The sequence below is a fragment of the Novosphingobium sp. SG707 genome (genome assembly GCF_012275515.1).
GTDB lineage: Bacteria > Pseudomonadota > Alphaproteobacteria > Sphingomonadales > Sphingomonadaceae > Novosphingobium.
In genome coordinates this window covers 106,271-131,809 of the sequence record NZ_JAAZQL010000004.1, presented here as the reverse complement: position 1 = coordinate 131,809, position 25,539 = coordinate 106,271, and the positions used below count along the sequence as shown (strand labels likewise).

Annotated in this window: 17 protein-coding genes; 6 read left to right on the top strand and 11 right to left on the bottom strand. The window is 65.1% G+C overall.

Annotated elements, in window-relative coordinates; genetic code table 11:
* The first annotated feature begins 57 nt into the window (after nucleotides 1-57).
* The 4 genes from FHW92_RS13010 to FHW92_RS12995 all read left to right on the top strand — a co-directional run bounded on the left by FHW92_RS13010 (nucleotide 58) and on the right by FHW92_RS12995 (nucleotide 5,791).
* Entirely contained in the window at nucleotides 58-2,943 is a 2,886-nt protein-coding gene (locus FHW92_RS13010) for a M16 family metallopeptidase (protein WP_168603705.1), read from the top strand.
* A 245-nt stretch (nucleotides 2,944-3,188) separates the two neighbouring features.
* Nucleotides 3,189-4,559 carry a 3-deoxy-7-phosphoheptulonate synthase class II gene (locus tag FHW92_RS13005; protein WP_168603704.1) on the top strand — a complete coding sequence of 457 codons (1,371 nt, stop codon included), beginning with the start codon at nucleotides 3,189-3,191 and terminating at the stop codon, nucleotides 4,557-4,559.
* A gap of 78 nt (nucleotides 4,560-4,637) precedes the next feature.
* Entirely contained in the window at nucleotides 4,638-5,162 is a 525-nt protein-coding gene (locus FHW92_RS13000) for a DUF4337 family protein (RefSeq protein WP_168603703.1), read from the top strand.
* The gene (locus FHW92_RS12995; protein ID WP_168603702.1) at nucleotides 5,159-5,791 is read left to right on the top strand and encodes a LysE family translocator; all 633 of its coding nucleotides are present in this window, start codon (nucleotides 5,159-5,161) and stop codon (nucleotides 5,789-5,791) included. Before FHW92_RS13000 ends, FHW92_RS12995 begins: the two co-directional genes overlap by 4 nt.
* A gap of 86 nt (nucleotides 5,792-5,877) precedes the next feature.
* Here the strand turns inward: FHW92_RS12995 and FHW92_RS12990 are convergent, their stop codons facing one another.
* The 6 genes from FHW92_RS12990 to FHW92_RS12965 are packed head-to-tail and all read right to left on the bottom strand — an operon-like array spanning nucleotide 5,878 to nucleotide 15,899.
* Complete coding sequence (locus FHW92_RS12990) at nucleotides 5,878-6,855, bottom strand: quinone oxidoreductase (RefSeq protein WP_168603701.1); 978 nt, start codon at nucleotides 6,853-6,855, stop codon at nucleotides 5,878-5,880.
* Between the two features lie 7 nt (nucleotides 6,856-6,862).
* The gene (locus FHW92_RS12985; protein ID WP_210428492.1) at nucleotides 6,863-7,480 is read right to left on the bottom strand and encodes a ParB-like protein; all 618 of its coding nucleotides are present in this window, start codon (nucleotides 7,478-7,480) and stop codon (nucleotides 6,863-6,865) included.
* 20 nt (nucleotides 7,481-7,500) lie between these two features.
* Nucleotides 7,501-9,129, bottom strand: coding sequence for a SulP family inorganic anion transporter (locus FHW92_RS12980; protein ID WP_246870147.1), 1,629 nt, complete (start codon nucleotides 9,127-9,129; stop codon nucleotides 7,501-7,503).
* Nucleotides 9,130-9,162: 33 nt separating this feature from the next.
* Nucleotides 9,163-10,047 (bottom strand): transglutaminase family protein, encoded by an 885-nt coding sequence (locus FHW92_RS12975; protein ID WP_168603700.1) that lies wholly within the window; start codon nucleotides 10,045-10,047, stop codon nucleotides 9,163-9,165.
* A gap of 7 nt (nucleotides 10,048-10,054) precedes the next feature.
* Complete coding sequence (locus FHW92_RS12970; protein ID WP_246870146.1) at nucleotides 10,055-12,538, bottom strand: circularly permuted type 2 ATP-grasp protein; 2,484 nt, start codon at nucleotides 12,536-12,538, stop codon at nucleotides 10,055-10,057.
* 1 nt (nucleotide 12,539) lies between these two features.
* Complete coding sequence (locus FHW92_RS12965; protein WP_168603699.1) at nucleotides 12,540-15,899, bottom strand: transglutaminase family protein; 3,360 nt, start codon at nucleotides 15,897-15,899, stop codon at nucleotides 12,540-12,542.
* 157 nt (nucleotides 15,900-16,056) lie between these two features.
* Between FHW92_RS12965 and alr the strand changes: the two genes are divergently transcribed.
* On the top strand, nucleotides 16,057-17,106 hold the full coding sequence (gene alr, locus FHW92_RS12960) for an alanine racemase (RefSeq protein WP_246870145.1): 1,050 nt from the start codon (nucleotides 16,057-16,059) through the stop codon (nucleotides 17,104-17,106).
* A 41-nt stretch (nucleotides 17,107-17,147) separates the two neighbouring features.
* Here alr and FHW92_RS12955 read toward each other — a convergent pair whose 3' ends face one another.
* Nucleotides 17,148-19,616, bottom strand: a complete 2,469-nt coding sequence (locus FHW92_RS12955) for a TonB-dependent receptor (protein WP_168603698.1) — start codon at nucleotides 19,614-19,616, stop codon at nucleotides 17,148-17,150.
* Nucleotides 19,617-19,915: 299 nt separating this feature from the next.
* Here FHW92_RS12955 and FHW92_RS12950 point away from each other — a divergent pair, with 299 nt between their 5' ends.
* Nucleotides 19,916-20,959, top strand: coding sequence for an AI-2E family transporter (locus tag FHW92_RS12950; RefSeq protein ID WP_168603697.1), 1,044 nt, complete (start codon nucleotides 19,916-19,918; stop codon nucleotides 20,957-20,959).
* Here FHW92_RS12950 and FHW92_RS12945 read toward each other — a convergent pair.
* From FHW92_RS12945 to FHW92_RS12930, 4 genes are all read right to left on the bottom strand, one after another.
* Entirely contained in the window at nucleotides 20,950-23,274 is a 2,325-nt protein-coding gene (locus FHW92_RS12945; protein WP_168603696.1) for an EAL domain-containing protein, read from the bottom strand. The genes FHW92_RS12950 and FHW92_RS12945 overlap by 10 nt on opposite strands.
* A gap of 167 nt (nucleotides 23,275-23,441) precedes the next feature.
* On the bottom strand, nucleotides 23,442-24,320 hold the full coding sequence (locus tag FHW92_RS12940; protein ID WP_246870144.1) for a CoA ester lyase: 879 nt from the start codon (nucleotides 24,318-24,320) through the stop codon (nucleotides 23,442-23,444).
* A gap of 137 nt (nucleotides 24,321-24,457) precedes the next feature.
* Complete coding sequence (locus FHW92_RS12935; protein WP_168603695.1) at nucleotides 24,458-24,898, bottom strand: chemotaxis protein CheW; 441 nt, start codon at nucleotides 24,896-24,898, stop codon at nucleotides 24,458-24,460.
* A gap of 91 nt (nucleotides 24,899-24,989) precedes the next feature.
* On the bottom strand, nucleotides 24,990-25,484 hold the full coding sequence (locus tag FHW92_RS12930; protein ID WP_168603694.1) for a flavin reductase family protein: 495 nt from the start codon (nucleotides 25,482-25,484) through the stop codon (nucleotides 24,990-24,992).
* Nucleotides 25,485-25,539 lie beyond the last annotated feature (55 nt).

Here is a 25,539-nt window from a genome sequence, read left to right as displayed (position 1 = left end):
TGTAAAGTGGTCGCTGTTCACTGGCCTTTAAGGATGGGCCTCCCTATAGCTTGGATTATGAGCCATTTCTCCCGCGCCCCCCGCCTGCTTTCGCTTGTCATCTCGCTGGCGCTGATCGGCGCTCAGACGTCCTCGGCCCGCACCGCCTCGGTGCTGCCGCCCTTGCCATCGCAGGATGCGCCATGGCTCTATAAGGGCAGCGATGTGCCCCATGATCGCGAATGGTATTTCGGCGTGCTGGACAATGGCGTGCGATGGGCGGTGCGCAACAATCAGGTGCCGCCCGGACAGGTGTCGATCCGCGTGCGCGTCGATGTGGGCGCGATGCATGAAAAGCCGCAGGAGGCAGGCTTTGCCCATCTGATCGAACATCTGGTATTCCGCCAGAGCCGCTATCTGCCTCAGGGCGCGGCGATCCCGACATGGCAGCGCCTTGGCGCGACATTCGGCAGCGACACCAATGCCGAAACCACACCGACGGCCACCACCTACAAAATCGACCTGCCCGATGCCTCACCCGCCACGCTGGATGAGAGCATGAAGCTGATTTCGGGCATGGTGTTCGCTCCCAACCTGTCGGACAACGATATTCGTATCGAGGCCCCCATCGTGCTGGCGGAAAAGCGCGAGAGGGGCGGCACGGCCGAACGCCTGATGATCGCCATGCGCAAGCTGATGGCCGAAGGTCAGCCTCTGGCCTCGCATGTCACGGTGGGCGATGTCGAAACGATCAACGGTGCGCGCCAGAACGCATTGCGCGCCTTTCACCAGCGCTGGTATCGCCCGGAAAAGGTGACGGTGGTGGTGGCGGGCGATGCCGATCCGCGCCTTACCGCCGCATTGGTGACCAAATGGTTCGGTGAGTGGAAGGCAAGCGGACCGGCCACGCCCGACCCTGATTTCGGCGAGCCCACCACGCCTGCGGGCGCCGATCCGGCCAATCCGGTGGGCGCCGCGCAAGTGTTGATCGAGCCGACCGTGCCGCGTTCGCTGATCTATGCCGTGCTGCGCCCCTGGCATGAAAAGCAGGATACGGTGGTCTATAACCAAGGGTTGATGCTGGATCAGCTGGCGCTGGCGATTCTCAACCGCCGGTTGGAGGCGCGGGCGCGTTCGGGCGGCAATTTCCTCTCGGCGCGGGTCGATCAGGAAAATGAATCGCGCTCCGTTGATGGTACATTCGTCACCGTCTCGCCGCTGGACGGCAATTGGCGCGGGGCGCTGTCGGAGGTGCGCGGGATCATTGCCGATATGCTCGACCGCCCGCCCAGCGTCGAGGACATCGCGCGCGAAGCTGCCGAAATGAATGTGGTTTTCGAATCGCAGGTCCAGCAGCGCGCCCTTCTTCCGGGCGGCAAGCTGGCCGATGATCTGGTGCAGGCGGTCGATATTCACGAGACGGTCGCCTCTCCGGCCGTGGTGCAGGATATTTTTAAGCAGTCGATGCCGCTTTTCACCCCGCAGGCGGTGCAGCAGCACGCGCGCAGCCTGTTTGCCGGCAGGGTGATCCGCTCGCTCTATGTCACGCCGGACAAGAGCGAGGTCAGCCCGCAGGACCTGCGCGCTGCGCTGCTGACCAAGGCGGTGCCCGATGAACGCGCCCGCGCCGCGCAAAAGCCGATCAGCTTTGCGCAATTGCCCGCTATCGGCGCACCCTCGGCCCCGCCAGAGGTACGCCCGACCGGTATGCTGGATGTGCAGGAGCTGACTTTTGCCAATGGGGTGAAGGCGCAGTTCTGGCCTACAAAGGATGATCCGGGCCGGGTAATCGTCAAGGTCCGCTTTGGCGCCGGGTGGCAGGCGTTCAAGCCCACCGACAATGCCTATGCCACGCTGGGCCAGTTGGCGCTGGTCAGCTCGGGCGAGGGGCCGCTGGGTCAGGAGGAGCTGGACCGGATTTCGACAGGGCGCAAGCTGGGCTTTGATTTCCGCATCGATGACGGCTCTTTCCAGTTTACCGGCGAAACGCGGGCGGAGGATCTGGAGGATCAGCTCTATCTGTTCGCCGCCAAATTTGCGATGCCGCGTTGGGATTCGGGGCCCTTGCTGCGCGCGCGCGCGGCGGGCAAGATCCAGTTTTCCTCCTATGCCGCCAGCCCGCAAGGGGTGATGGAGCGCGATCTGCGCTATCTGCAGCGCGGCAATGACGAGCGCTTTGCCGTGCCCACGCCGGAACAATTGGACAAGGTGACGCCTGAGGGCTTTCGTCAGGTCTGGGCGCCGATTTTGGCGCAGGGGCCGATCGAGGTGCAGGTATTTGGCGATTTCGACAGCGCCAAGGGCATGGAAGCGCTGCAAAAGACCTTTGGCGCGCTGGCGCCGCGAGGGCCCCTGCAACCGGCCACGACCAAGGGCTATGCCTTCGCCCGGCCCGGCGCGCAGCCGGTGGTTGTCACCCATGAGGGCGATGCCAATCAGGCCGCCGCCGTGGTGACATGGCCGACCGGCGGCGGGGTCGAGGGGCTGAGCGAGAGCCGCCATCTCGAAGTGCTCAGCCAGGTCTTCGCCAACCGCCTGCTGGCCGCGATGCGCGAAAAGAGCGGGGCTTCCTATGCGCCGCAGGTGTCGGCCGACTGGCCCATCGACCTGCCCGGCGGCGGCACGCTCTCGGCCAGCGCGCAGGTGACGCCGCAGATGGTGCCGCTGTTCTTTGAAACGGTGGACCGGATCGCGGCGGATCTGGCCACGCGCAAGATCCCGGCCAGCGAACTGGCGCTGGTGACCGAGCCTCTGCGTCAGCAGGTGGCGCGCGCCTCGTCGAGCACCGCCTTTTTCATGAGCCAGATCGAGGGCGCCACGCAGGACCCGCGCCGCTATGCGCAGGTGCGCGGACTGATGGCCGATTATGTCAATGTGAAGCCCGAGGAACTGCAGGCGCTGGCGGCGCGCTGGCTGATCAAGGATCGCGCTTTCCGTCTGGCGATTGTGCCGGAGCGTAAATAGGCCGAAATTCTGCCTGCGATGGGGGCATTCATGCTCTCCATCGCGGGAATTTCCGTTCAATCTGATCGAAAAGAGCGGCTATCCATGTGCCGAATAGACCTGTATGGGCAGCAACCTTGTCTGGCGCCAGGCAGAATCACATCTTGGGATTCACGGCAGAGGACAGGATCTGTTTCGTAGTATGTACTAAATGGTACATCTTTCGTCAAGGCCGTAGTGTGATGCGGCGTGTGGAGTAAGGAAAAGTGGCAAGCAACTGGACCCCGGAAAGCTGGAAGACCCGCGAGGCGCGGCACCTTCCCGTGTATCAGGACGCCGAAGAACTCGGCCGGGTGGAGCAGACGCTGGCCAACTTTCCCCCCTTGGTTTTTGCGGGCGAGGCGCGTGCGCTCAAGGCTGAGCTGGCCAAGGTGTCGGCGGGCAAGGGCTTCCTGCTGCAGGGCGGCGATTGCGCGGAAAGCTTTGCCGAATTCCATCCCAACGCGATCCGCGACACGTTCCGCGTGTTGCTGCAGATGGCGGTCGTGCTGACCTTTGCCAGCAAGCAGCCGGTGGTCAAGGTGGGCCGCATCGCGGGCCAGTTCGCCAAGCCGCGCAGCGCGCCGACTGAGAAACTGGGCGATCTGGAGCTGCCCAGCTATTTCGGCGACATCATCAACGGCAGCGATTTCACGCCGGAATCGCGCCGCAATGACCCGAACCGTATGCTTCAGGCCTATGGCCAGAGTGCGGCAACGCTCAACCTCCTGCGCGCCTTTGCCAGCGGCGGTTATGCGAACCTGCGCCAGGTGCACAAGTGGACGCTTGAGCATCTCGACCACAGCCCCTGGGGCGAACGTTTCAGCGCCATGGCCGACAAGATTGGCGAGGCGCTGGACTTCATGGCGGCCTGCGGCGTCGATCCGCAGAGCGTGCCCCAGCTTCAGGGCACCAATTTCTACACCAGCCATGAGGCGCTGCTGCTGCCTTATGAGCAGGCGCTGACGCGTCAGGATTCGCTGACCGGCGAATGGTATGACTGCTCGGCACATATGCTGTGGATTGGCGACCGCACGCGCTTCGACAATTCCGCGCATGTCGAATTCCTGCGCGGCGTGGGCAATCCGATCGGCGTGAAGTGCGGGCCGTCGCTGGCGCCTGAATTGCTGCTGCGTCTGCTGGATCAGCTGAACCCGGCGCGCGAAGCTGGCCGTATCACGCTGATCGCCCGTTTCGGCCATGACAAGGTCGAGGCTCATCTGCCCGCTCTGGTGCGCGCGGTGAAGGCCGAGGGTCATCCGGTGGTGTGGTCGTCCGATCCGATGCACGGGAATGTCGTCAAGTCGGACAGCGGCTACAAGACCCGTCCGTTCGAGCGTATCCTCAAGGAAGTGCGCGACTTCTTTGCCGTGCATCGCGCCGAAGGCACCCATGCGGGCGGCATCCATATCGAGATGACCGGCAAGAATGTGACCGAATGCACGGGCGGTTTGATCGATGTGACCGATGCGTCGCTGGCTGATCGCTATCACACGCATTGCGACCCGCGTCTCAATGGTGCGCAGTCGATCGAGCTGGCCTTCCTGCTGGCCGAGGAACTGAACAGCGAGGCGCAGGAGCGCCGCGCGGCCGCCTGATCCGGCCGATCCGAACCAAGGGGGAGGGGGCCAGAACGGCCCCCTTTCTTTTTTCCGCCACCCGGCTAAGTCACGGATATGACAGAGACGAAATCCTCTCCGCTGAGTGTTGCCCTGATCGTGCTGGCCGTGGTGCTTTCGGGCATCATCCATATCGCCATGCTTTCGGCGCAGCGCGAGGGCATTCAGGCCGCTCTTGCCGCGGCAGACGCCACCACGATGGTCGAGGCGATGAAGGCGCGTGAGACGATGCTGATCGCGCAGGCCAATCAAGGCGGGCTGGACGGCGACGTGCGCGCAGGCGCCTTGGGCGAGGCGGCGGTGCTGCGTCAGGGCAAGCTGAGCGCTCAGCCGGGCGGTCCGCGCGCGCCCGGCATTGACGCCATCGCCACGCGGATCGCAGGCCTGCGGGCGGAGGCATCCTCTGCGGCGGAGCGCAGCGGCCAGCTTGGTCTCGCCGAAAGCACGCTGTTGCTGGGCATTTTGTTGCTGGCCTTGTCGCAGATCATGGCGGCCCGGCTGTTCCTTTGGTTGGGCGCAGGCCTCGGTCTTGCCGGAATCGCTCTGGCTGCCTTGGGTGTTTTGGGGGGAGTAATGGCATGAACCTGCATCTCTGGGGGCTCTATTGCCTCACCGTGTTTCTCATCAGCGCCTCGCCGGGGCCGAACATGCTCCATATCATGAGTCGCAGCGTCGAGCTGGGCCTGCGTGGGTCGTTTCCGGCCATGGCTGGCTGCATGAGCGCGCTGGTGGTGATGATGACGGCCAGCGCGCTTGGCCTGACCGCGCTGCTCTTCGCGCTGCCCGGGGCATTCGAGGTGCTGCGGCTCGTGGGCACGGCCTATCTGGTTTATCTGGGCATCAAGGCATGGCGAGCGCCCGTTACCGATGAGGCCGAGGAAGCGGTCGAGTTTGAACGCCCCGGCCTTTCGCGCTGGGCGGTCTATCGCGGGGGCTTTACCATCGCCATTTCGAACCCCAAGGCGCTGCTCTTCGCCGCCGCCTTCCTGCCCCAATTCATCGACCCGGCGCAGCCCAAGGCGATCCAGCTTTCCATCCTGATCGGCACCTTCGTCGTGATCGAGACCTTCTGCTACTTTACCTATGCCGTCGGCGGCAGGGGTCTTGCCGGATGGTTGCGGCGCCCCGCCGCCCAGCGCTGGTTCAACCGCGTGACGGGCACGGTGTTTGTTGGCTTTGGCGCCATGCTGCTGCGGTCGCAGAAGGCTTGAGGGTTTAGGAAGGTGCCTCTGGCGGGCAAAGGGGCGGGGGCCCTTTGCCCGCCAGAGGCCTCTTGCTGCCCCCCCATCAAGCCCCATCAAGGCACCAAAACACTCGCCCCTACCGTCTGGCGCCCCTCCAACGCGCGATGGGCATCGGCGGCATCGGTCAGGGCAAAGCTTTGCCCCACCGGCATTTTGACCGCGCCGCTCTCCAGCATTTCGAACAGGCGCGCCACGCCCGCTGCGCTCTCCGCCGGGGTGGCGTAATAGTCCCACAGCCGAGGCCGCGTGACATAGAGCGAGCCCGCCGAGGCCAAGGCGCCCAGCGCCACCCCTGTCACCGGCCCGCTGGCATTGCCGAAGGACAGGATGGTGCCGCGCGGCCGGACCGAGGCCAGCGACACCGGCCAAGACGCCGCGCCCACGCCGTCGAAACTGGCCGCAACGCCGATGCCGCCGGTGATCTCGCGCACTTGCGCCGCCACATCGGGCGAGCCGGACAGGAGGACGGTTTCGGCCCCGGCCTCGCTGGCCATGGCCGCCTTGCTTTCTGACCCGACCACTCCAATCACCCGCACGCCCAGCGCATGGAGCCATTGCACGAGGATCTGCCCCACGCCGCCCGCCGCCGCATGGACCAGCGCCCATTCGCCTGCCTTCAATGCCACCGCGCGCTCGACCAGAAATTCGGCCGTACAGCCCTTGAGCATGGCCGCCGCCGCCGTTTGTGCGCTGATGCCATCGGGGATGCGGAACCATCCCGAGGCGGGCACTATCCGCGCCGTGGCATAGGCGCCCAGCGCCGGGCCAAAGGTGGCCACGCGGTCGCCGGGCTTGAAGGCCGCCACATCCGGCCCCACCGCCTCGACCACGCCTGCCGCTTCGCTGCCCAATCCGGAGGGCAGCGGGCAGGGGTAGAGGCCCGAGCGATAATAGGTGTCGATGAAATTCAGCCCCACCGCCTCATGCACCACGCGGATTTCGCCGGGGCCCGGCTCGTGCAGATCGACTTCGTGCCAGCGGATCACTTCAGGCCCGCCGGTCTGGGCGAAATAGGCTTGCAGAGCTTTCATCGTGTCATCATCCTTCCGGACCGGCAAAGCCTGGTAGATAGGCCGCGTTGGGACTATTGGCCAATTTCAGCGCCTTGGCCAGCGCAGCAGCGAAATTTTCTTCGAGTTTTGCGCGTTTTATATGGTCGCGAAAGAAATCGGCCCATAAAAACTCCGCATAGGGCGTCGATGTCTTGGCATAGCCGCCCCCGCGCCGGACCGCGCCTGCCAGCGATCGGAACGGATCATCGGCCAGTTTGCCCACATGGCGCGGCAGATCTGACCAGTCATGCCTTTTGCCATTGTCATCATAGGGATGGAGCCAGTTGTTATAGTCCATCACTGAAAAGAACCGCTTCTTGCTCAGCTTGCCCAGCCGCGCCTCGACCGAAACCAGCACTTCCTCGACGCCTTCCTCATAAAGCGCGCGGGCCAGATGGTGATGGTCGATCACCCACCATGTGTCGCCCGGACCATGCACAACCGGGATCAGATGCTGGCCCAGCCATTGTCCGGCCTCTTTCTGTTGACGCCAATGCTGCTGCTTGTCGCGCACTTCGGCCATTCCCACCGTCATTTGCGTCGGGCGCAGATCGCGCAGTCGGACCGGATTGAGGACCGGCTGGACCGGGTGGTTCATGGCCATAAACGCAGCTCTCCTTTCCCTCAGATGGCGCTATCCCGCCATGATGCCCCCGCCCGCGCCACGGCGTCGGCCACCGAAAATGTCGAATCCTGCGCCAGTTGCGCCATGCCCGCCACCACCAGCACATCGCGCACCCGGTCATGCGCGCGGGCCAGCAGCACGCGCTGCCCATGCTGCGCCCGGTCGAGCACGAATTCGCCCAGCGCGTCGATGGCGGTCGCGTCCAGATCGTTCGATTCCTCAAGGCTAAGCACCACCACGGGCGCGCCCGATGCCGCCGCCCGCGCCGCAATCAGGTTCAGCACACTTTCCGCATTGGCGAAAAACAGCGGCGCATTGGGGCGAAACAGCGCGATATTGGCAGGCACGCGGGCATCGTCATGGCGGGCAATATCCACGTAATCATGGCTATCGCCCACCTGGCCGAGCGTGCTGATCGAGGGATGGGCCAGATCATAAAGCAGCATGGCGATGGACAGCGCAATCGCCGCCAGCATCCCGTTAAGTACCCCCAGCGCCAGCACGCCGACCGCGGCGGCCACCGCCACCCAGCCATCGCGCCGAATCTGAAACAGGCGCCGGATCGGAGCGGGATGGAGTGCATGGGTCAGCGCGGCGATCACCACGGCGGCAAGGATCGGCTCGGGAATGCGCCCGATGGCGGGCGCGGCGAACAGCGCGAGGCCCAGCAGCGCCAATGCCGCCACAATCGCGGCCCATCGGCTCTGCGCGCCCGCCGAGGCATTGGCATTGGCCGCCGAAAAGCCCGCGCCCACCGGCATGCCCTGCGCCAGCCCTGCGGCCAGATTGGCCAGACCCAGCGCGCTCAGCTCGCGGTTGGCATCGACCCGGTCGCCATTCTGCAAGGCCAGACTGCGCATCGTCCCCCAGCTTTCGGCAAACAGAATGAGCGCGACCGGCGCGGCGATCTGGGCCAGACGCGGCAGCAGCGCCAAGGGCGGCAGCGCGAAATCGGGCCATGTCAGCGCCACCTGACCCACCAGCGCCACGCCCCATGCCGCCGGGTCCAGCCACCAGCCCAGCAGCAGCCCGCCGCCGATCACCATCAACGATCCGGGCCAACGCGGCGCTCGCCGCAGCGCCAGCAGCGCCGCCAGCGCCCCTAGCCCCAGCAGCAGACTGGGCCAGTTGGTGCGGGGCAGCGCCATGGCGATTTCGCCCAGCAGCCGCCACATCGGCGCACCCGGCACGCTGATCCCCAACAGATGCGGCAATTGGCGCGCCATGATCGTGACCGCCAATCCCATCGCAAAGCCGCGCAGCACAGGCCGCGAGATGAAACCGGCCAAACTGCCCAGCCGGAACGCACCCAGCGCGGCAAAGATCAGCCCTGTCATTACCACAAGCGCTGTGGCCGCTGCGCCCTTATCGCCCAAGCCCTCGGCCGAAAGCCCGATCAGCGCCGCGCCCAGAATGGCCGCCGACGAAGATGTGGGCGCAATCACCGCATATCGGCTGCGCCCGACCACCGCATAGGCCAGCGCGCCCGCCACCGCCGCCACAATCGCCCGTCCCGGCGCCAGCCCCGCCATCCCGGCATAGGCCACCGCCTCGGGCAGGAGCAATCCGGCAAGGCCAAGGCCGGTCAGCAGATCGCGTCGGGGAATGCTCTCCATCGCGCTATGCATGGACCCGGCATCATGCAAGTCAAGCCGCGCGCATCAGTCTTCCACCGGTTCGACATCGACGGACACGGACAGGTTTTGCCCCGCGCCGCCCAGAAACACGCCGTCGATCGGGGCAATATCGGCATAATCGCGCCCCATCGCGACAAAGATATGGTCGGTCCCGGCCAGCACGTCATTGGTGGGATCAAAACCGACCCAGCCGATGGCCTGACCACACCACAGCGCGGCCCAGGCATGCATCGCATCGGCCCCCACCAGACGCGGCTGGCCCGGCGGGGGCAGCGTGCGCAGATAGCCGCTGACATAGGCCGCCGGAATGCCATGCGCCCGCGCAGCCACGATCATCACATGGGCGAAATCCTGACACACGCCGCGCTTTTGTTCAAAGGCGTCCTGAGCGGTGGTGGTCACGCTGGTTGCCGTGCCGTCATAGGCAAAGCTCTCATGGATGGCCTTCATCAATGCGTGACCTGCGGCCAGCACGCTTTGATCGGCGGCCAAAAAGGGGGCGGCCCACTCGGCAATCGCGGTCGATGGCGGGGCCATGGGTGAGGCGAAGAGGTAAGAGGCCGGGCCCATCGGCGACAGATCGGGCAGCGTCAGCGCAGCGGCGCGGATACTGCCAATATCGGGGGCGCCTGCGTCATCGGGCGAGAGGGCCGGTTCACTCACCTCAATATCGAAACGGCTTTCGATGCTCAGCTCTGAAAGCGCTTCGCGCAGGATCACGCGGTGGCGGTGGACAATCCACGGGCCATCCCCGGCCTCGATCTCGGCGGGGGGCGGGTCGAGTTTCAGCGCGAAATTTTCTACCCGCTGCCCCGGCCAGAGCGCCGGTTTCAACCGCAGGTTGAGCCGCGCCAGACGCACCACGCCGTCATAGCGCAGGCTGGTGGTATGATGGATGCGATAGCGCATGAAAGGGTCAGCCTTGCAGCGGCGTGCGGCCCGCGACCGCCGCATCGAATTGCAGGAAGTAGCGCGCGGAAATCGAATCCGAGAGCGCCTGAAGCCGCATTTCGATCTCGGCCATGCGCGGCCCGTCGAATTGATCGACCGTCAGGCTGATGAGAGGGGCCAGCACCGCGCGCACCTCGCGCAGCGGTGCTTCGGGCAAGGCATCCTCGCGCAGCGAGGGCAGGGCGACGATATGGCGCTCAATGGCCTGCACCTGATGGACAAGGCTGCGCGGATTGTCGGGGTCGAGCAGCAGGAGGTCATAGACCGGATCGCGCAGCGGCGCCGAAAGATAGCGCGAGCGATAGGTGATCTGGCTGTCGAAAATGTCGAGCAGAGTGTTGAGCCGGTCGCTCTCCTCACCCGCGCCCTCCAATTGACGCGCGATGCGGCACAGCGAAAGGGCGCGCTCGATGCGACGCCCCATGTCGAGAAAACGCCATGCGGGCCCGCGCACCATATCCTCCGCGCCAAGGCCGGAAAGCGCGGCGAAACGCTCGACCAGTTCACGCGCCACGCGCAGCAGAACGCCGGGCCGATGCGAATCGAGCAGCGGCAAAGGCCGACTGGCGATCCGCCAGAAATCAGGCGCGAAACGGTCGCGCAGCGATTGGCCCACATTGCGCTGGGTGTTGAGCAGCGCCGCCACCCCGCCCGGCAGGACATTCTCAACCAGCGCCGCGCGGCAGGCCTCGGCGGGCGAAAGCGCGTTGTGATCGGCGGACAGCGCCCCCCAATTGGCCAGCAGATCCACCAGCCTTGTGCGCACCTCGGGATGGCCGCTGGCGCCCGCGTCCACTTCGATACCTCCGCCCAGAATCGAGCGGACCACGCGCACCGTCATTTCCGCGCGCTCGCCATAGCGGCCGAACCAGAACAGATTGTCGGCCGCCTGCGCCGCCAAGACGCCGCCATCGCGCCGGATCGCAGGCGCGCCGGTCAGCGTGACGCGGCTGAAACGCTCCTCATCGGCCTCGTCCACCACGCAGACATCGGCCGACAGATCGCCTTCGCCCATCAGCGTCGAGGCGATCTTGCCCGAGGAGGACAGGCGGGCAAAGCCCCCCGGCATCACCACCCATTCGCCATCGGCCCCGCGCGCGACAAAGGCGCGCAGTGTGAAGGGGCGCGGCTCGAACCGGTCGTCGATCAGCGCGGGCGTGGTGGACAGGTTGATGATTTCCTGCGCGCAATAATCCATCGGGCGGCGTGCCATAGCGGCCAGCAGGGCCTCGCGCGCCTCGAGCGTCAATTGCGCGCCGTGGGCGGGCTGCACTGCGGCCAGCCCCTCGACCCTCTGGCCAAAGGCGGGAGCCACCATCAATTCATCCAGCCGCCCGCGCACCAGATCCGCCTCGGCCTCGCCCCCGCACCACCATGTGGCGACATTGGGCAGCAGCGGGTCCTCGCCCAGCAGGGTTTGGAACAGGCGCGGCAGGAAGGCGGCAAAGGCGGGCGCCTCGACCACCTCGACGCCGGGCCAGTTGGCCATGGCCACTTGTCCGCCGGTCCAGCAATCAGCCAGATCGGGCACGCCAATCGTCGAGCGCGCATCGAAATTGAGCGGATCGAGCGAATTGGTGTCGATCCAGCGCCACAGCGCATCGACCCGCTTTGGCCCGCCGATGGTGCGAACATAGAGTTTGCCGTCGATGACGGTCAGATCGCGCCCCTCGACCAGAGGAAAGCCCAGATAGCGCGCCAGATGGGCCTGTTCTGGATAGGACTGGTTGAACCGCCCCGGCGTCAGCAGCGCGATCCGCGGCGATTCGCGGGGGCAATCGGCCGAGAGCCCCTGACGCAATTGCCCAAAGAAGCCCGCCAGCCGCCGCGCGTGAATGTCCGAGAGCAGCGACCCCGTCCCGCGCGAAAGCGCCAGCCGGTTTTCCAGCGCATAGCCCACACCATTGGCCAGCCGCAGCCGATCGCCCAGCACGCGCCATTGCCCGTGCGGCCCGCGCGCCAGATCGACCGCATAAACATGGATATAATGGCCCCGGCGCGGCAGAACCCCGCCCATCGCGCGGGCGAAATAGCGGCTGCCCGCAACCACGGCGGCGGGGATATGTCCTTCACGCACCAGATCCTGCGGGCCGTAAATATCGCCCACCACAGCTTCGAGCAGGCGCGCACGCTGGATCAGCCCTGCCTCGACCTTGGCCCATTCCTGCGCGCCGACAATCAGCGGCATCGGCGTCAGGGGCCAGCTGCGCTCCTCCGCATCGCCGGTCATGCGGAAACTCATGCCCATGTCGGCGATTTGGCGCGCCAGCAATTCCTGCGCCGACAGGCCCGAATCCTGCGCCAGCGTATGGAGCCCGTCCGCCATCATCCGCCATTTGGCGGCGACCTCGGGCGGGGCATGGCGAAACAGGTCGCCCGCATCCACGTCGACCGGATAGTCCTTCAGCCAGTCCACCGGCTGGGCCTTGCGGGGCGCACGGGTGGCCAAGTTACCCCAGCCAGCCGGGGCGGCGCAGGTCGAGCGTCATCGGAAATTCGCCGTGCCACTCCTGCGCGGGTGCGGGCTGAAACCCCGGCGTATGGCCGATGTCGAAGAAGCGCGCCTTGCGCCGCCCCTCGGCCTCGAATGCGTTGACCGGCACTGTATCGTAATTGCGCCCGCCCGGATGCGCGACCTCATAAACCGCGCCGCCGAGGCTGCGATGGTTCCATGTGTCATAGATGTCGAAGGTGAGCGGCGCATGGGGCGGCAGCATGGGATGGAGGCAATTAGACGGCCACCACGCCTTGTAGCGCACGCCGCCGACGCCTTCGCCCGGTGTGCCGGTGGGGTTCATGGGAATGCGGCGGCCGTTGCAGGTGATGATATGGCGTCCGGCCACAAGGCCCGTCGCGCGCACCTGCAAACGCTCGGTCGAGGAATCGACAAAACGTACGGTTCCGCCGATCGCACCCGTCTCGCCCAGTACATTCCACGGCTCCAGCGCATGGGCGATTTCCAGTTGCACCCCGCCGCCCTCGGTCGTGCCGTGGATGGGGAAGCGGAACTGGCGCTGGGCCTCGAACCACACGGGATCGAAATCATAGCCCGCACGACGCAGATCCGACAGCACATCGAGGAAATCGGCCCAGACGAAATGGCCCAGCATGAAGCGGTCGTGCAACTGCGTGCCCCAGCGCACCAGCGGCCCGCCCTGCGGCTCGCGCCAGAACCAAGCGGCCAGCGCGCGGATCAGCAATTGCTGGGCAAGACTCATTTTCGCGCCTGGCGGCATCTCGAAACCGCGAAATTCGACCAGACCGAGGCGGCCCGTGGGGCCATCGGGGCTGAACAATTTGTCGATGCAGATCTCGGTGCGATGGGTGTTGCCCGTCACATCGACCAGCAGATTGCGGAACAGGCGATCGACCACCCATGCCAGCGGTTGCGGCTGCTCCGGGCCGGGCACCTGCGCCAGCGCGATTTCCAGCTCGTACAGCCCGTCATGGCGCGCCTCGTCGATGCGGGGGGCCTGACTGGTTGGGCCGATGCACAGGCCCGAAAACAGATAGGAGAGCGAGGGGTGCCGCTGCCAATAGGTGACGAAGGATTTCAGCAGATCGGGGCGGCGGATGAACGGGCTGTCGAGCAGGCGTGGCCCGCCAAGCACGATATGATTGCCCCCGCCGGTGCCCACCGCGCGGCCATCGACCATAAAACGGTCCGCCGTCAGCCCGACCTCGCGCGCGACATCATAGAGCGTTTCGGTGATGTGCACCGATTCGCGCCAAGAGGCCGAGGGCTGGATATTGACCTCGATCACGCCGGGGTCAGGCGTGACCTTCAGCACTATCAGGCGCGGATCGGCGGGCGGAGGATAGCCCTCGATCCGCACCGGCAGCCCGCTTTCCTGCGCCACATGCTCGACCGTGGCGATGAGGTCGAGGTAGTCCTCCAGCGTTTCGACCGGGGGGATAAAGACGCAGAGGTGATCGCGCCGCGCCTCGACCGTGATGGCGGTGCGCACCACGCCTTCGATGGCGACCTGTTCGACATAGGTGTTGCCGCTGGCCTTGCTGGGGGCATCCGATACGCGCTGAAACGCGCCCTGCGTCCGGGCGGCAGCTTCGCGCTCGGCCGCCAGACCATAGAAATCGGGCAAGGGCGCGAGCGGGGCGGCGGTGTCCTGCGGGTTGATGAAAGGATAGTCTGAGGCTGCCACATGGGGCAGCGAGGAAAGCGGCAGGCGATAGCCCAGCGCGGCATCGCCCGGCACAGCATACAGCGCCCCGCGCCGCAGTCGCCACTTTTCCGACCGCCAGCGCCGGATCGGCTGATGCGCCGCCTGCCACCAGCGCTGGACCGGCAGGACATAGCCGACCGGCTTGTTCAGGCCGCGCTGGAACGTGCGCATGAAGCGGGCGCGTTCCTCCGGATTTTCCAGTTCGGGATCATCGGGCGTCACATTGTCGGGCAATTGCGCCTCGCGCACGATCCATTCCACCGCGTCTTCATAGACCGGCTGAACAAATTCCTCATCCACACCCAGCGTGGCGGCAATGCCGCGCATCACCTGCTCCGCGCTTTGCGGTGTCACCTCGGGCGGGAGCGTTTCGCGCGGCAAGGTCTCGCCCGCGATCAGCGTCGCATCGCGCCACACCGGCACGCCATCCTTGCGCCAATAGATCGAATAGCCCCAGCGCGGCAGGCTTTCCCCCGGATACCATTTGCCTTGCCCGTGATGCAGCAGCGATCCGGGCGCGAATTCGTCACGCAGGCGGCGGATCAGCCGGTCGGCATAGGCGGCCTTGGTGGGGCCGACGGCGTCGCTGTTCCATTCGGGCGCCTCGAAATCGCCGTCCGCGATAAAGGTCGGCTCGCCCCCGATGGTCAGGCGCATGTCTTGCGCGGCAATGTCCTCATCCACCTTGTCGCCCAGCGCCAGCACCGCGTCCCAGCGTTCGTCGGTAAAGGGCTTGGTGATGCGCACCGCTTCATGGATGCGGTGGACGCCCATCTCGAAATGGAAATCGACTTCGGCCGGTTCGGCCAGCCCGCTGATCGGCGCGGCGGATCGGTAATGCGGCGTGGCGCAAAGCGGGATATGCCCTTCGCCCGCCAACATGCCGCTGGTGGCATCCATCGCGATCCATCCTGCGCCCGGCACATAGGCCTCGGCCCAGGCATGCAGATCGCAGACATCCTGCGAGACGCCCTTCGGCCCGTCGACCGGGATCACATCGGGCGTCATCTGGATCGAATAGCCCGAGACAAAGCGCGCGGCAAAACCCAGCCGCCGCAGCAGATTGACCAGCAACCACGCCGAATCGCGGCACGATCCCGAACCGATCTCCAGCGTTTCCTCCGGTTCCTGGACCCCGGCCTCCATGCGGATCACGTAATTGACCGCCTGATAGACCGCCATGTTCACATCGACGAGGAAATCGACCGTGCGCTGCTTCACATCGGCAAAGCGTTCATAGAGCTTTTCGAACAGGGCGCCCTGCGGTTCGACATCGAAATAGGCGGCCAGATCCTCTTTCAGCGCCGGATCATAGGCAAAGGGGCGTTCCTCGGCATAATCCTCGACAAAGAAGTCGAAGGGATTGATCACCACCATATCGGCCAGCAGATCGACCTCTATGCTGAAATGATCGACCGGATCGGGAAAAACCAGCCGCGCCAGCCAATTGCCATGCGGGTCCTGCTGCCAGTTGAGAAAGTGGTTTTCCGGGCTGATCTTCAGCGAATAGTTGGGCACCAGCGTCCGGCTGTGCGGCGCGGGACGGAGGCGGATCACCTGCGGCCCCAAACGGATCGGTTTGCTGTAGCGATAGCGGGTGAGGTGGTGCAGGCCAGCTGTGATCATGAACGGGAGTGTGCGCGAAAGGTTTGTGCGCTGCAATATGGAATTGCGGGCCTTGTCAACAAAGCCGGTTGCGCTTTGCCCCCCTGTGGTCCAGCAGGGCGCGTGCAACTGGAGTGACAGGCAAGTGCAGGCGCAAATGGCCCCCGCGCCGGGGGTTTTGACAATCGATCTTGATGCATTGGTGGAAAACTGGCGCCGCGTGGCGCGCGAGGTTGCGCCCGCGCGAGCCGCCGCTGTGGTCAAGGCCGATGCCTATGGTCTGGGCGCGGCGCAGGTGGTCCCGGTGCTGGCAGCGGCGGGTTGCCGTGCTTTTTTCGTCGCCAATCTGGTTGAGGCGCTGGCCATTCGTACGCTGGTGCCGGATGACGCTTTGCTGGCGGTGCTCAACGGGCTGCATCCGGGTGGAGAGGCTTTTGCCGCCGATGCGGGAATCACGCCGGTGCTGAACAGTATCGCGCAGGCGCGGCGATGGCAGGCCTTTGGCCGCCCGGCGATGCTTCAGGTCGATACCGGCATGGCGCGCCATGGGCTTGGTTTTGAAGAAGCGGTCGTATTGGCGGGCGATGCGGAATTTCGCGGCGCTGTGCCCTTGCTGGCGATTATCAGCCATCTGTCCTGCGCCGATGAACCCGATCGGGCCGAGAATGCCGTGCAATTGGCGCGGTTTGAGGCCGCTGCCGCACTGTTTCCGGGCGTGGCGCGGTGTTTTGCCAATTCGGGCGGAGTGCAATTGGGCGCGGCCTGGCATGGCGATTTGGTGCGGGCAGGCCTGTGCCTTTATGGCGCCGAGCCTGCCGATGGGCGGGCCGAGCCGTTCCACCCGGTGGTGGGATTACAGGCCCGCGTGTTGCAAACCCGCACTGTGCCCGCCGGGACCGGCGTGGGCTATGGCCAGACATGGCATGCCCCGCGTGAAACGCGGCTGGCGCTGCTCTCGATCGGCTATGCCGATGGTTTTCCGCGCAGCCTGTCGGACCGGGGCGCGGTGTGGGCGCAGGGCGCGACATTGCCCATCGTGGGCCGGGTGTCGATGGATGTGACGGTGGTCGATGCTTCCGCCTTGCCCGAGGGCGCGCTGGCCGAGGGGGAACTGGTCGAGATCATCGGCCCGCATCGCCCGATTGAGGCTGTGGCGCAGGAGGCGGGCACGATTGCCTATGAAATCCTGACCCAGTTGGGCGCGCGGTATCAGCGTATCTATCGCTGATGCGATCCGGCGCGGGCGGACGGCCCGCGCCGGAGGCTTTATCAGAATTCGAACTTCACCGTCGCGCCATAGGTGCGCGGATCGCCAAGGTTGGCCGCGATCAGGCCCGTGTTGCCGCTGGCCACGGTCAGCATCTCGACATAATTGATGCCGGTGGCGTTGCGGACCCAGCCATAGATGTCGATCCCGCGATCCTGACGCCAGCCTGCGCGGAAATTGTGCAGCGAATAGCCCTTTACCCAGGTGTAGATCGAGGCCGAGGCATTGGACGACCAGCTCGAACGATAGGAGGCGTCATAGCCGACATAGACCTCGCCATCCTTGCCGAACAATTGGGCCGGAACGTTATATTCGCCGCCCCAGCTCAGCGCATATTTCGACACGCCCGGCAGGCGCTGGCCCGAAATGTCGCAACTGGCCGGGCTGAGCGCGCCTGGTACACCCGCCGCGCCCGGCGTCTGCGTGCCGGTGACGGTGGTGCCGCCCGACAGTTCGGGCGGGCAGGGGGCGGTGGTGAACTTGCGATATTTCGCATCCGTCAGCGCGGCATTCAGATAGGCGCTGAAACGGTCGCTCGGGCGCACCGAGAAATCGCCTTCCAGACCCTGCGTGCGAACCTGTTCGGCATTGGCCAGATAGCCGCGCAGCACGCCCAGCGCGCCATTGGTCACCTGCGCCTGGAAATTGTCGATGGTGGTGCGGAAGGCGGCCAGATTGACCGTCACCTTACGGTCCAGCCACTGGCTCTTGAAGCCCAGTTCGAAATGGTTGACCGTTTCGGGCTTCACTGTGGCGGCGGCCAGAATCGGCTGGCCATTGGCGTCCGAGGGCACGCCGTTCAGGTTGACCCCGCCCGACTTGAACGTCTTGGCATAGGTGGCATAGGCGCGCACATCGCGGGCCAGCGCATAGGACAGCGTCAGATCATAGCTGAAATTCCACGCCGAATAGCGCGCCGGGAATTGCTGGGACGAAAGCACGCCCGCCTGCGCGCCCAGCAGCGAATTGGCGCCCGTGCCCGACGACGGGAAAATCTGCGTCCCGGCCGAATTGTTCACGACCGAATTGTACCAGCCCTTCTTCTGGTCATAGTTCAGGCGCACGCCCGGCTGGATGGTGAAACGATCCGTCACCTTCCAGCTCAACTGGCTGAAAGCGGCCAGGCTGGTGTTGTTGAGGCGGATGTCATTCTTGGCGGTCAGGCCGTTGAGAATGTCGGGCACGCAGGTGGCCGAGGAGCCGGTGGGGCAGATCGCGTTGATCTGGGTGGACGAGAGCAGGAAGCGGCTCGCCGCGCTGCCCTGCTGCTGGGTGCCGGTGGTGTGGACGGCCTGATTGAAGGCGAAGAGGCCCACGTTCCAGTCGAACTTGCTGGTCGAGAGGCTGTAGCGGAATTCCTGCGTGTACTGTTCCTGCTTGGTCGGGTTCTGGCTCAGCGTGGTGATCGGCAGGCCGGTGTAGTCGCGGTCATTCGACGGGTTCCAGTCCCAGAAGCGCCATGCGGTGATGCTGGTGAAGGTCCCTGCGCCGACCTGCGTCTTAATCTTGAGCGAGGCGCCGCCAATACGGTTCGTGGCGCGCAATTCGCTGTCGAGGTCGGTTACGCGGGCATAGGGATTGGTGCTGGCGGGCGTATAGCCGAGCAGATTGGCCAGCGCCGGGAATTGGCGGGCGGATGAGCGCTGGGTGCTGCCATAGCCGTAATAGACCGTGGCGCAGCACGAGGGGTTCTGCTCGTTGTAATCCGCCGCCAGCGTGACATCCACCGTGGCCGAGGGGCGCCACAGGATTTGCCCGCGCAGGCCCAGATTGTCCTGCGACTGCACCCAGCTCTTGGTCGTGGTGTTATAGATCGTGCCGCCCCGCCCGGTCGAGGACACCGCGATGCGCGCCGCCACGGTTTCCGACAAAGGCCCCGACACGGCCAGCTTCAACTGGCGATAGCCGTAATTGCCGACGGAGATTTCACCCCGGCTTTCAAAGTTGAAGGTGGGCGCGCGGCTGGTGATGTTGATCGCGCCGGCGGTGGTGTTCTTGCCATAGAGCGTGCCCTGCGGCCCGCGCAGCACTTCGATCTGGCCCGCATCGAGGAAGTCGAAGGTGCTGGCCGCCGCGCGGCTGAAGTAAACGTCATCGACATAGATGCCTACGCCCTGTTCGATGCCATCGTTGGTCAGGCCGAAGGGCGCGCCAAGCCCGCGCAGATTGGCCGCCGAATTGCGCGGGTTCGAGGAATAGAACTGCAAAGTGGGGGCCAACTGCTGCAGCCGATTGACGTTGAACGCGCCCGTCCGCTCCAGCGTCAGCCCGCCCAGCACCGAGATGGCCAGAGGCACGCTTTGGGCCGATTCGCTGCGGTGGCGCGCGGTGACGACGATGTCGCCGGGGGCTTCGGCCTGCACCTGATCGGCGGCGGCTTCTGCGGCGGGGGCCGCATCCTCGGCAAAGACCGGGCTGGCGAAAAGTCCGGCGCTGGCCACGCTGGTGAGGAAAATCTGGCGCAGTTTCATATTCGATCCTTTACCTTTGCAACGCGGCACGCGCGTTCAAGTGATGGTGATCGGGAATGCGCATCAGGCATTCCGGCCGGAGCCGGGCGCGGGCCTCATGCGAATGTCCCCCCTGTGATGCTCGTCCTATTAATTTCTATCAATTAGGTAGAGTTGACTCGCTTCTAATCTCAATCTTAAAAATAGACATTCAAGGAAATCTGTTGAACGCCCAAGTCTGGCTAAACGCCGATCACCCTGTTGCCCTGCGCCCCGGGCAGGCTATGCATAGGGGCTTGGTCAATCGGGAGAACCGCCAGATGCAACCGGCGCGCATGTTTCTGTTGGGGCTGGTGGTGGCGGTTTCGCTGGCTTTCGGCTGGCTGGTGGTGCCTTTTTGGGGGGCGGTGCTCTGGGCGGTGATCGTCGCGGTGCTGTTCGATCCGTTCTATCAACGGCTGATGCGTGCGATGCCGGGCCATCCGGATCGCTGCGCGGCGATGGCTTTGCTGGTGGTGGTGGCGGTTGTGGTGTTGCCCGCGCTGGCGCTGGGGGCGGCGCTGATCGAACAGGCCGGGATGCTTTATGCCCGCATCGAATCGGGCCAGATCGACCCCTTGCGCTTTCTGGCCGGGCTGCAGACGCGGATGCCGCACTGGCTGCAGGGGCAATTGGGGGTCGCCGGGCTGGCCAGTCTGGACGACCTGCGGGGCTGGCTGAGCCGCGAGATGGGCGACCTCCTGCGCAATGTCGGCCCGCAACTGCTGCAATTGGGGCAGAGCACCTTGGGTCTGTTCCTGCAATTGGGCGTGATGCTCTATCTGGCCTATTTCCTGCTGCGCGACGGGCGGGCGCTGGGCGAAAAGATCGCGCGTTCAGTGCCGCTGGAGCGGGCGATGACCGATCTGCTGATCGCCAAATTCCTTCAGGCGATCCGCGCCACCATCAAGGGCAGCCTGATCGTCGCCGTGCTGCAGGGTACGATCGGGGGCTTGAGCTTCTGGGTGCTTGGCCTGCCGGGAGCCTTGCTGTGGGGCGTGGCGATGGGAGTGTTTTCGCTGTTTCCCTCGGTGGGCACGGGCTTCGTCTGGGTACCGGTTTCGGTCTATCTGCTGGCCACCGGATCGGTGTGGCAAGGCGCGGCGCTGGCGGCGATGGGCTTTTTCGTGATCAGCAGCGTCGACAATCTGGTGCGTCCGATCCTGGTGGGGCGCGACACACGGGTGCCTGATTATGTGGTGCTGATCACCACGCTGGGAGGGTTTGAACTGATGGGTTTCAACGGCTTTGTCATGGGGCCGGTGATCGCCGCGCTGTTCATCGCCATCTGGCAAGTGGTGGGCGAGAGCCGCAATCAGGCCTGACGCAGGTGGAGCAGGGCGCGGGCGGTTTCATGCTCGCGCACATGTGCGGCCACTTCGGTGGCGGGCATCGCCCGGGCGTAGAGATAGCCTTGTCCCGTATCGCAGCCCATCGCGATCAGTTGTTCCTGCTGCTGGATCGTTTCCACCCCTTCGGCAATCACCTCCAGCCCGAGGCAATGGCCCAGATTGATGACGATCGAGGAAATCGCCTCGGCATCGCCCTTGGCGCCCATCTGGCCGATAAAGGAGCGGTCGATTTTCAGCAGGTCCACCGGAAACTGGGTGAGATGCGAGAGCGAGGCATAGCCGGTACCGAAATCGTCGAGCGCGATGCGCAACCCGTGGTGGCTCAGCCGTTTGAGCGCGCGTTCGACATCCAGCGCCCCCTTGTCGAGGAACACATCCTCGGTCACCTCGATCTGCAGGCATGAGGCGGGCAGGTCGCGGGCCTTGAGCCGGTCCAGCACGGTTTCGACAATGCCGCCGGGGCGGAAATCGCCGCTGGTCACATTGACGGCGATATGGCCGAACGGCACGCCCGCCGCCACCCAGCCTTCGATATCGTTCAGGATCATCTCCAGCATGTAATCGCTGATCGCCACGCTCAGGATCGGGTCGTTGAAGGCGGCCTTGATCGCATCGGGGCCGCGCACATGCCCGTCGCGGTCGCGCCAGCGCAGCAGCGCCTCGAAACCGACAATCCGCCCGTCACCCCGCCCTTCGCCGCCCAGACAGACCTTGGGCTGGTAATGCGGTACGATGGTCTTGCGCTTCAGGGCAAAGCGAGCGGCGGTGATCATCGCCTGATGGCGCTCGACCTCGTCCATCATCGCGGGCTCGAAGATCTTCATCTGTGCCCGGCCCGCCGCCTTGGCGGCATAGAGCGCAATGTCGGCCGCCTTCATCACCTCGGACCGGCCCGGTCCGTCCTGCGGGATGAAACTGGCCCCGATGCTGGCGCCGCATTCCATCACGCGGTCGCCATGCAGGATCGGTTCGCGCAATTCCTCATAGATCCGCGCCGCGATGCTATGCAGCGCCTCGGCATCGCCTGCGGCCACGATCAGCGCGAATTCATCACCCCCCGTGCGCGCCACCAGATCGCCATGCCCCACCGCCGCACAGAGCCGCGCCGCCAGCGCGCGCAGCAGCACATCACCGCCGTCATGGCCCAGCGTATCATTGATCGCCTTGAAATTATCGACATCCACGATCAGCAGCGCATGACCGGCGACCCTATCATCGCGGCTCAATTCGTGCGCGCCATCGCCCGTCACCAGCGCGGCATCCAGCCTTTCCTGAAGCACCGCACGATTGGGCAGGCCGGTCAGCGTATCGTGATGCGCCATCCAGATCGCGCGCTCTTCGGAATGCTTTTGCCGGGTGATGTCGCGGGCCACCACGATAAACCGGCCCGAGGCGTCCGAGGTTTCGTTGACCACCGTGTCAAACCACAGTTTCTCGCCCGAGGGGCGTGTAAAGCATGTGGTGAAGCTGGACAATTCGCCCCGCTGCGCGCGCGCCAGCGCCGCCGCCGCCGCAGGGCGATCCTTTTCCTCCAGCACCGAATAGAAATCGCGCCCCACCAGCGCCGACTGGCAGGCGAGCTGTTCGGGCATACGGTTGCTGAAAATGATCTGATGGTTCTCGTCCAGAATCAGCGTCAGATCGGGGTTCGACTGCAGGATCGTTTCATTGAGCGCCTTGCTGCGTTTCAGCTCCGCCGTGGTGGTCATCCAGGAAACCAGCATCCGGTGCAGTCCGAAAGAGGCGGAAAAGATCGTGGTCATGAAGATCGGCAATTGCACGCTGATGATGCGCAGCGAAGGCTCCTGCGTCATCAACCCGCCCACCGCACAGGGGGCCAGCGCGGCAAAAGTCATGACCGCGGCCAGACGCGGCGTGCCGAAATTGCGCAGGCAAATGCCGCAGACCATCGCCGCGGTCGACAGGCAGGCAATCGTGGCCAGCACCCAGTCGCCGCTGGTCAGGCACAGCAGCGTGCCGATGCCCACCGAGGCTGCCCATGCCACCGACAGCAGACTGGCCAGATGGCGCAGCCGCTCCAGCTTTTCGGGCGGCGCGCTGTGCGAGGACTGGACCACGCCGATCCGCACCAGCCCCAGCACCGCCTCGAACACCATCCAGCCGATGAAGGGGGCGGTGTGCATCCGCCCCGCCGCCACCGCCGCCACAGCCACGCTGTTGATGACCCCGCCGATGAAAATCGGCAGCGATCCGAACAGGCCATTGGCCAATTGTGCGGCGATGGGCGCCGAGACTTTCTCGCCGGTGCTAAGCAGCCAATGGGTCACTCTTGGTATCGGCACGCTCGGCAGGCCCACTCTTGTTGATCCAGACCGAGTGATTCTACGCAAAAAGTGTTAATACATAGGTCAGTTTCGAAAGGATTCACCAATGCATTGAAGGCTTTCCATGCCGCAGGTGCGAAGGACGGTCCGAATCCCCCTTCGCTGCGCCATTAGCCGCGCGCGGCAATCCGCCTTGCCATGGCCAGCAGGCTCTGCGCCTGATCGCGGTGGAGCAGTTCGACCATCCGCCCGTCCAGCTTGATCGCTCCCTTGCCGGCATGTTCGGGCAGGGCAAAAGCCTCGATCACCCGCCCGGCCCATTCCAGCTCGGCAGGCGAGGGGCTGAACACCTCGTTGCAAGGCGCGATCTGGGCGGGATGAATCAGTGTCTTGCCATCGAAACCGAACATCAGACCCTGCGCCGCCTCGGCGCGGAAGATGTCCATATCCTTGAATTCATTGCATACGCCATCCAGAATGGACAGGCCATGCGCCCGCGCCGCCGCCACGGCCAGCGACAGGAAAGGTTGCAGGAAGGTCCGCCCCGCATCGGGCCGCGCGTGCAATTCGCGGGCCAGATCATTGGGCCCGATCACCCAGAGCGCCAATCGCGTCTGCCGCGCCAGCGAGGCGATGGCGTCGAGCCGCAGCACCGATCCGGCCGTCTCGATCATCGCCCACAGTTGCAGATCCGAAGGCGCATCGGCCAGCGCCTCATGATAGCGCAGCACGTCCTGCGGGCTGGAAACCTTGGGCACCAGCAGCGCATCGGCCCCCGCGCGCGCCAGAGCCTCCAGATCCTCGGCCCCCCAATCGGTGTCCAGCCCGTTGACGCGCACGGCCACCTCGCGATGACCAAAGCCGCCGGTGTAGAGCGCCCGCACCGCAGCCTCGCGCGCGGCCTCCTTCTGTTCGGGCGCAACGGCATCCTCCAGATCAAGGATGATGACGTCGGCATCCACCTCGCGCGCCTTGGCCAGCGCCTTGGGGTTGGAGGCGGGCATGAACAGCGCGCTGCGGCGGGGGCGGTCGAGGCGGAGAGCGGGCATGAACGATCCTCTGATGGTTCGGCCAGGGCATCGGGGGTGGCGCCGCGACCTTGATAGGGCTGAACAGGCGCGATTTTGTTCACAAGCCCGGCGGGCGTCAAGCCGGCTTTAGGTAGGGGCAGCAATAAGTCGCGGATCTATTCCCCGCTCGTCAACCAGTCGCGGCCGACCAGTTGCGCCAGATTGAGCACCAGCAACATGCGATTGCCCACCGGCGCCAGCCCGTCGATAAAGGATGTCATCTCCTCCACCCCCAGGCAGGGCGGCGGCTGCAAGGATTCCTCGGCCAGATTGACCAGATCGGATACCGTTTCAACGATCAGCCCGGCCATCAGCGCGCCCATCTGCACCACGACGATGGCATGGCGCTCGGTCGTCTGGGTCGTGCCCCAGCCCAGACGCGAGCCCAGATCGATGATGGGCAGCGTGTTGCCGTGCAGATTGGCCATGCCCGCGATATAGGAAGGCGCGCCGGGAAAGCGCGCAACCGGCGACCAGGCGCGGATTTCGCGGATCGCGGCAATATCCAGTCCGAACAATTGCCGCGATACTTCGAAAGTTATCAGTTCGCGCGTCATGCCACCTCTTCTCGTCCGCACCAGCGTTTGGCGCATTCGAGCAGCATGGCGCAACGCCAGATGGGTTCAAATTGGCGCTGACCTTTTGCCGTTACAGCGCGGCAAAACCGCCATAATTTCCGCGATGAAACAGCAGGGGATCGCCCTCGCGCGCCACATTCATCCGCCGCACCGCGCCCAGCACGAAATCATGATCGCCCGCAGGCAGCGTGGCGCTGATATCGGCCTCGATCGTTATCAGCGCATCGGCCAGCAAGGGCAGGCCCCCTTCAGAAAGCGTGTATTCCACCCCGGCAAACTTGTCGCCCCGCCCGGCGAGCTGGCCGCACAGCGCCGCCTGATCGCTGCCCAGCACATTGACCGCAAAGCGGCCCGTGGCGGCAATCGCCTGCCAGCTTGCCGACGTACTGGTCGGCAAAAAGCCCACCAGCGGCGGATTAAGCGAAACCGAGGTAAACGTGCCCACCACCAGCACCAGCGGCGTGCCATCGGCCCCGGTCGAGGTGATCGCGGCCACACCGGTGGGATAATGACCCATCACGCGGCGATAGTCTGCCGGTTCGATGGCCGTGGCCGTTTGCGTCATGGTCTGTCCTTGTCCCCACCGTGAATGTCTTACGCAACGCCGTGCCAGAGCGCGC

What these genes read in the sequence shown, in the direction of transcription:
- FHW92_RS13010 (WP_168603705.1), top strand. Translation starts at nt 58, where the DNA reads ATGAGCCATTTCTCCCGCGCCCCCCGCCTGCTTTCGCTTGTCATCTCG.
- FHW92_RS13000 (WP_168603703.1), top strand. Translation starts at nt 4,638, where the DNA reads ATGACAGAGACGAAATCCTCTCCGCTGAGTGTTGCCCTGATCGTGCTG.
- FHW92_RS12995 (WP_168603702.1), top strand. Translation starts at nt 5,159, where the DNA reads ATGAACCTGCATCTCTGGGGGCTCTATTGCCTCACCGTGTTTCTCATC.
- FHW92_RS12990 (WP_168603701.1), bottom strand. Translation starts at nt 6,855, where the DNA reads ATGAAAGCTCTGCAAGCCTATTTCGCCCAGACCGGCGGGCCTGAAGTG.
- FHW92_RS12985 (WP_210428492.1), bottom strand. Translation starts at nt 7,480, where the DNA reads ATGGCCATGAACCACCCGGTCCAGCCGGTCCTCAATCCGGTCCGACTG.
- FHW92_RS12980 (WP_246870147.1), bottom strand. Translation starts at nt 9,129, where the DNA reads ATGCATAGCGCGATGGAGAGCATTCCCCGACGCGATCTGCTGACCGGC.
- FHW92_RS12975 (WP_168603700.1), bottom strand. Translation starts at nt 10,047, where the DNA reads ATGCGCTATCGCATCCATCATACCACCAGCCTGCGCTATGACGGCGTG.
- FHW92_RS12965 (WP_168603699.1), bottom strand. Translation starts at nt 15,899, where the DNA reads ATGATCACAGCTGGCCTGCACCACCTCACCCGCTATCGCTACAGCAAA.
- FHW92_RS12955 (WP_168603698.1), bottom strand. Translation starts at nt 19,616, where the DNA reads ATGAAACTGCGCCAGATTTTCCTCACCAGCGTGGCCAGCGCCGGACTT.
- FHW92_RS12950 (WP_168603697.1), top strand. Translation starts at nt 19,916, where the DNA reads ATGCAACCGGCGCGCATGTTTCTGTTGGGGCTGGTGGTGGCGGTTTCG.
- FHW92_RS12940 (WP_246870144.1), bottom strand. Translation starts at nt 24,320, where the DNA reads ATGCCCGCTCTCCGCCTCGACCGCCCCCGCCGCAGCGCGCTGTTCATG.
- FHW92_RS12935 (WP_168603695.1), bottom strand. Translation starts at nt 24,898, where the DNA reads ATGACGCGCGAACTGATAACTTTCGAAGTATCGCGGCAATTGTTCGGA.
- FHW92_RS12930 (WP_168603694.1), bottom strand. Translation starts at nt 25,484, where the DNA reads ATGACGCAAACGGCCACGGCCATCGAACCGGCAGACTATCGCCGCGTG.